This window comes from Protofrankia coriariae (assembly GCF_001017755.1).
GTDB lineage: Bacteria > Actinomycetota > Actinomycetes > Frankiales > Frankiaceae > Protofrankia > Protofrankia coriariae.
On sequence record NZ_JWIO01000001.1, the window covers coordinates 204,710 to 211,514 of the forward strand.

Here is a 6,805-nt window from a genome sequence, read left to right on the forward strand (position 1 = left end):
GGACTCGCTTTCCTGTCTCGCCGACGGTCAACCGGACGACAGCGGTGCTCCCGGCCAGCAGCCGGGCCGCGCGGCGCCCACGCCAACGTCCGCCGCGCCGCCCGCGGGAACACCCCGACAGCCGGGCTGCGCGGCGCTCACGGTCCCCGCGTCCCCGGTGGTCGATGCTCGCTCGCCGGACGGTGGCCGCGCAGGACACCCGCTCATGGAAATGCCCGCCATAGTGACCTACGGCGGGCATTCAATATTAAAACATCACAAATTAGATGATCACAAGTCAGATGGCATGTCCTGTCCCCGGGGCGAGAACAACGGCGGCCCGCGTGTTCAGTCAGTTGGTGATGCCCGGGCGGACAGGTCACAAGACGGCGGCGAACGGCCACCGGAAGCAGCCGGCGACATCCATATCCGCTGCATTCGCCGTACCCGCGGGAGTGCATGAGTGCCGGCCCGGTGGGCCGCGGCACCCGGGCGCCGTAACCGGAACCCACCTCGCCAACGCCGGCGATCCAGCTGCCCCAAGCGAGAGCAGCCGCTCCCGCGGCCGGGGATCCGTACCGTCGCGGCCGGGCAGGCCCACCGCCGGACACGCTGCCGACCGGTTCACGGGCCGCCCGGGATACCGCCGTGACCGGGGAGCCCCGCCACCACGGCCGGGAGCCTGCGCTCCCACGGCCGGGGGCCTGCGCCGCCCCGGCGCGATACCGCGGGTGGTGACGATACGGCGACGATACGGCGGACAGTGACATACGGGAAGTAACGAAGAACTTTAGGTGACCGTACGTCACGAGCCCATTGATCCTGCCCTCTCCTGCCCTCGGTCGTTCCCGGTCAGGCCAGCGGTGTTCCCCCGGGGGTCTTGGCCGGCCCCGCGGTCCTGGCGGGCGCGGGCGACTTGCGGGCGGCTCCGGCGGAACCGTTCGTCTCCGTCTGTCCTGTCGCCTCCGCCCGTCCCGCCGGCTTCCCGGCAAGCGCGGGCTGCTGGGCAGCCGACCCAGGCGCCGCCACTGCCGGAGCGCCCGGCGGGGTCGCGGCCGCGCGGAAGCTCGCCCGGGGGTCGGCGAAGGATCCCAGCGAGACAATCTCCCGCCGGAAGAACAGCGACAGCGTCCAGTCAGCGAGCACCCGCGCCTTGCGGTTGAAGGTCGGCACCCGGCTGAGGTGGTAGGTACGGTGCATCAGCCACGCGGGCCAGCCACGCAGCTTCATCCCGTACACGTCGGCCACGCCCTTGTGCAGGCCGAGCGACGCGACGCTCCCGGCGTACTTGTGCTCGTACGGCGCGATCGGCTCAGCGCGGAGATCGGCGAGAATGTTGTCCGCCAGCACCTTGGCCTGGCGGACGGCGTGCTGAGCGGAAGGACTGGTAGTCGCACCCTCACCCTTGGTGAGGTCGGGTACCGCGGCGCAGTCACCCGCCGTCCACGCCTGCTCGACGCCGTCCACCTGGAGAAAAGCGGTCGCCCTGATCCGGCCCCGGTCGTCGAGTGGGAGATCGGTGTTGGCGAGCAGCGGATGGGCCTTGACCCCGGCGGTCCAGACGATGGTCTCGGCGTCGAACTCCTCACCGCTGTCGAGCACCACATGACCGTCGGCAAGACTTTTTACCCGGGTATTGATTTTCATCTCGATACCGCGGTGCTCAAGCTGCTTCAACGTATACAGGCCCATCGCCGGCGAAACCTCCGGCAGCACCCGCCCGCTTGCCTCCACCATCACCCAGCGCATGTCCGACGGCGACAGTTCGGGATAGAACTTGCAGGCGTCCCGGGCCATATCCTCGAGCTCGGCTATCGCCTCGATACCCGCGAACCCGCCACCGATGAATACAAATGTCAGCGCGCGGCGCCGAAGCTGCGGGTCGGTGCTGGACGCGGCGGCGTCCATTCGTTCGATGACCTTGTTCCGGATGTGGATCGCCTCGGCCACGCTCTTGAAGCCGATACCCCGCTCCGCGAGGCCCGGGATGGGCAGCGTCCGGGCGATCGACCCCGGACAGGCGACCAGAATGTCATAATGGAGATCATGTGGCGCGCCCTGATTTGGCGCGATATAGGCGACACGCTGGGCATGATTGATCCCGGTCACGCTACCGCTGACCACACGGCAACCATTCAGCACCCTACGTAGTGGCACGACAACGTGTCGTGGCTCGAGGTTTCCCGCCGCCGCTTCGGGAAGAAACGGCTGATATGTCATGTACGAGTTGGGCTCGACCACCGTCACGGTCGCCTCGCCCTGACGAAGGCGACGCTGAAGACGCAAAGCCGTGTACATACCGACGTAACCGCCACCCACAACAAGGATGTGCGGAGGTTGTCCAAAGCTCATACAAAAAAGGTACCCGCCACCACGCGACCATGCCCCCAGATACGGCGCCGGTGGACGACGGACTCACGTGACGTACAACACGCGGAGATCAACTCGGTGACGTGTACATCGACAACGGTTCAGTTATTTATCACTGACCGCGCCACTTACCTCCGCCGCGGCACCGAGCACAGCGTCGATCATCTCGGCGGTGACCCGCCCGGTGAACGTGTTCTGCTGGCTGGGATGGTAGCAGCCGAAGACAACCAGCCCCGCACGATGTTCGGTGACGCCCCGTCCAGCGATATCTCGTTCAGTGACGGCTTCTGTGGAGGCGGCTCGCCGCGCCGGGCCGGCTGGTGAACTCGCGGGGCCCACCGTGGGAACATCCGCGAGGACGACCCGACGGCCGTGCCCGAACGCCGGCCGTGGCGACGGCACCGGATGACCGGCCCGCCCCAGGGCGGGCCACAGCGCCGTCCAGGCGAACCCGCCGAGCACGACGATCGCGCGCAGCGTCGGCCGCAACAACTCAAGATCGCGGATCAGCCATCCCCGGCAGGCATCCCGTTCCAGCGTGGTCGGCTTGTTCGCCGGTGGGGCGCAGCGCACCGCGGCCACGATGCGGGTGGAGATCAGACGCTGACCGTCACCGGCCGACAGCGACGTCGGCAACCGCGCAAGCCCGACCCGGTGCAGGGAGGCAAACAGCCAGTCACCACTGCGGTCGCCGGTAAAGATCCGTCCGGTGCGGTTGCCGCCGTGCGCCGCCGGTGCCAGACCGACAACGAGCACCCGGGCGTCCGCGGGGCCGAACGACGGCACCGGCCGTCCCCAGTAACGCTCCCGCGCGAAAGCGGCCCGCCGCAACTGGGCGACCTCCTCCCGCCAGCCGACCAGCCGCGGGCAGGCCCGGCACACCGACATCCTGGCGTCGAGCTCGACGGTGTCGTCCGCAGAGGCGGCGAGCCGACCGACATCACCTGGCGTGACCGCCACCGGGGTCGTCGCCGAGGCGGGATCCCCCGGCCAACCAGACCCCGGCGCGACCGGACGCCGGTCGTCGCCATTCCCGGCATCGCCCTCGCCACCAGCGGAACCGCCCTCGCCACCAGCGGCACCAGCGGGGCCGATGACCTCACCTCCGGCACCGTCATCGGCGGCGCCACAGCCGGCAGCATCACCGACGGCACCACCGGTCGCGGCGTCGAAGGAACGCACCCCACCCCGAAGCTCACCCATCGCGCCCAGCAGCCTAGCCCCTCACCCAGTCGACACGGCTCCACCCCGAAACGCACGGCAGCCCGCAGGCAAGGATGTGGATCCAGTGCTGTCATGACAGCGCTGGATCCACATCCTTCGGACACTTCGGAGGGGCTGTCCGAGCAGAGGTGTGGCGGACGGCGACATTCAAGCGTTTCCGCAGGTCGTGTCCTTACCGAAGAACGCCAAGCAAGATCCCCTGACGCTCTCCTCAAAAATTCGCGAATCACGCGAACGAGGGGACAAGTGGTTGCCCTGACAGCCACTTGCCCCCTCGTTATTTTGATCATTAAAAGGTGCGGGAGTGGATGCGGGTGCGGGGGTGAGGGTGGAGGTGGGTGCGGGTGGGGGTGGGGAGGGTGCGCGGAGGCGGGAGTGTGCGGAAGGCGTGGGACCAGGGGTGGGGAGACTGAGCAGGGCGGGAGCCTCGGGCGGGGAGCGGGGCGGTTGGCGTCGACGACGCCACGGCGATCGCCCGGCGACGGGAACCTCGGGCACGNNCCGCGGGCATTACTAGAAACTAGAAGACACGGGAGCCTCGGGAGGGACCGGGACGGTCACGGGACGAGCAGTGACAGGGCGATGCCGTCGAGGATGTCGTGCTCGCTGGCGATCACGCTGGTCGCTCCGACCCGCTCGAGAAGCGTCCGCAGCACCAGAGCCCCAGCGACGATCACGTCCACCCGGCCGGGGTGCATCACCGGGAGGGCCGCCCGTTGCGCATGCGACATCGCCGCCAACCGGTCGGCCACCGCGGCGACGTCCGACACCGACGTCACGGAAAGGTGAATCCGGTCGGGGTCGTAGCCGGGCAGGTCCGCGGCGAGGGCGGCCACCGTCGTCACCGTCCCGGCAACCCCGATGAGGGTCGCGGCCGAGCGGATGGCCACGGTCCGCTCGGCCAGGTCGAACGCGGCGTGGGCGTCGGCAACCACCGCGGCCAGCTGCGCGGGCGCGGGCGGGTCGTCGTGCAGATGCCGTTCGGCCAGCCGCACGCAGCCGACGTTCACCGACTTCGCCGCGTGCACCCGGGCCGCGTCCCCGAGGACCAGCTCGGTCGACCCACCGCCGATGTCGGCCACGACGAACGGCTCGGGATGGCCGCGCAGCTCGCCGGTGGCACCGGCGTAGGACAGCGCGGCCTCCTCGTCACCGGTGATCACCTCCGGCTCGACACCGAGGATCGCGCGGACCCCGGCTACCAGGACGTCCCGGTTGCGGGCGTCCCTGGTCGCGCTGGTGGCGACCATCCGCACCCGGGACGCGCCAAGCCGGTCGATCTCCGCGGCGTATTCGCGCAGCGCCGCGAACGTCCGCTCCAGCGCCTCGGGGGACAGCTCGCCGGTGCGGTCGACGCCGGCGCCCAGCCGGACGATCTCCATGCGACGAGTCAGGTCCCGCAGCCGTGGGGTGGCGGCGACCGCCTGCCTGTCACTCGCGCGGCCCGCGCCGCTAGCATGATCCGCGACGGGGTCCGGACGGCCGTCCGGCGTGGGGCTGGCGTCGGCACCGCTCGCTGTCTCGGCGACGAGCAACCGGATCGAGTTGGTGCCGCAGTCGATGGCCGCCACCCGGGTCACGACGATCTTCCTTTTCGTCCGCCGCCGTCTTCCTGGCCGGAGCCGTTACCCGGGTGCTGATGGTTCGCGTCGCCGCCGTGCCTGGTAAGCCCACCGTCGTCTTCCCGGCCGGAGCCGCTCTCCGGCCGGGAGGCGTGCTCCCGGCCGAGGCCGGCATCCCGTCCAGGGCCCGCGTCCCGTCCGGAGGTGGCGTCCCGCGCGAAGGTGCACGGGTCGGCGGCCACGCACGGGCCGCGGGCGCCCCAGTCCGGCAGCAGGGCCAGTGCCTCGTCACCGAACGGGTTCACCCCCGGGCCGGCGGCCAGGCTGTGGGCGACCAGCACGTGCAGGCACTTCACCCTGGCTGGCATGCCGCCCGCGCTCGGCGCGCCGGGCAACTCGGCCAGGGCGTCCCGGCGGGCCAGGTAGTCGCGGTGTGCCGCCTGATAACGGCGGGAGAGATCGCTGTCACGGTCGGTGGCGAGCCGCTCGGTCATCTCCCGCATCAGGCCGGACGCCTCCAGCCGCCCGATCGCCGACGCCGCCCGCGGGCAGGTCAGGTAGTACAGGGTGGGAAACGGCGTCCCGTCGGCCAGCCTCGGCCAGGTCTCGACGACGTCCGGCAGGCCGCAGGAACACCGGTGGGCGACCCGGTGCATCGCCCGCGGCCGCCGGCCGAGCTGCCGCGCGACAACCTCGACAACCTCGACGGCCGTACCTGCCTCGGTAGCCCGGCCTGTCTCGGTAGCCCGGTTGGCCCTGGCAGGCGTATCAGGGCCAATGGTCGTGTCAGAACCAGTGGCAGGGCCGGATCCGGCGGCCGCGCCAGAACCAGTTGCCATCCCGGAACCAGCTGCCGCGCCAGGGCCGGTGGCCGTGCCGGGCAGCGCGCCAACAGCGCCTGCCGGGCCGGCGCCTGCTGAGCCAGCGCCTGCCGGGCCGCCGATGGTGTCTGTCGAGCCGGTGACGGCCATGCCGGGCACGCCGGCACCCCGACGAGCGGTCATCGCGCGGTGGCCGAGGGAGTCGGGGTCGGGGTGACCGACGTTGCCGGCACCAGATAGACCTTCTCCCCGGGCCGGGTGTAGTGCAGCCTGACCCGGGCCTCGTCCTGGGCCCACGCCGGATCGTCGTAGCCGGCCACCTTGGTCTTCAGCGCCTCCACCCGTTCGCGTTGTTCGGCGTTGTGCGCCGCGAGCTCGTCGATCTGGCTGCGCTGCCGCAGATAGAGCCGCAGCGGATAGGCCAGGGTCAGCACGAGCACGCAGATCACCACCAGCAGCAGGGTCATTCGGGTGGTGAACGGGGTGCGGCGCGCCACCGGTGTCACCCGGCTGTCGGTGAAAAGCGGGGAAAGGCCCCCGCCCCGGCATATCGGGCGGCGTCGTCGAGCTCGTCCTCGATGCGCAGCAGCTGGTTGTACTTGGCGACCCGCTCGCTGCGGGCCGGCGCGCCGGTCTTGATCTGCCCGGCGTCGAGGGCGACCGCGAGGTCGGAGATGGTGGTGTCCTCGGTCTCACCGGACCGGTGGGAGATCATGGAGCGGTAGCCGTTACGGTGCGCGAGCGACACCGCGTCCAGGGTCTCGGTAAGCGTGCCAATCTGGTTGACCTTGACGAGCAGGGCGTTGCCGGCCTTCTCAGCGATGCCACGGGCGAGCCGCTGCGGGTTGG

6 protein-coding genes (1 of these 6 only partly in view) are annotated in these 6,805 nt (G+C 70.5%); all 6 read right to left on the reverse strand.

The genetic code is table 11. The features are described from left to right. Positions 1–831 precede the first annotated feature (831 nt). Positions 832–2,331, reverse strand: coding sequence for an NAD(P)/FAD-dependent oxidoreductase (locus FrCorBMG51_RS00880; protein WP_047221230.1), 1,500 nt, complete (start codon positions 2,329–2,331; stop codon positions 832–834). Positions 2,332–2,454: 123 nt separating this feature from the next. Continuing rightward, a complete protein-coding gene (locus tag FrCorBMG51_RS00885) occupies positions 2,455–3,309 on the reverse strand; it encodes a uracil-DNA glycosylase (RefSeq protein WP_047221289.1) in 855 nt (284 codons plus the stop codon). 821 nt (positions 3,310–4,130) lie between these two features. Next, positions 4,131–5,153 carry a Ppx/GppA phosphatase family protein gene (locus FrCorBMG51_RS00890; protein ID WP_047221231.1) on the reverse strand — a complete coding sequence of 341 codons (1,023 nt, stop codon included), beginning with the start codon at positions 5,151–5,153 and terminating at the stop codon, positions 4,131–4,133. Beyond that, positions 5,150–5,974, reverse strand: coding sequence for a DUF501 domain-containing protein (locus FrCorBMG51_RS00895; protein WP_083730762.1), 825 nt, complete (start codon positions 5,972–5,974; stop codon positions 5,150–5,152). The genes FrCorBMG51_RS00890 and FrCorBMG51_RS00895 overlap by 4 nt, the downstream gene beginning before the upstream one ends. Before the next feature lie 161 nt (positions 5,975–6,135). Next, on the reverse strand, positions 6,136–6,453 hold the full coding sequence (locus FrCorBMG51_RS00900; RefSeq protein WP_076842272.1) for an FtsB family cell division protein: 318 nt from the start codon (positions 6,451–6,453) through the stop codon (positions 6,136–6,138). 5 nt (positions 6,454–6,458) lie between these two features. After that, on the reverse strand, positions 6,459–6,805 hold the 3' end of the coding sequence (eno, locus tag FrCorBMG51_RS00905; protein WP_047221233.1) for a phosphopyruvate hydratase. It continues 970 nt past the right edge of the window; the window shows 347 of its 1,317 coding nt (coding positions 971–1,317); the start codon falls outside the window, past its right edge; it ends in the stop codon at positions 6,459–6,461.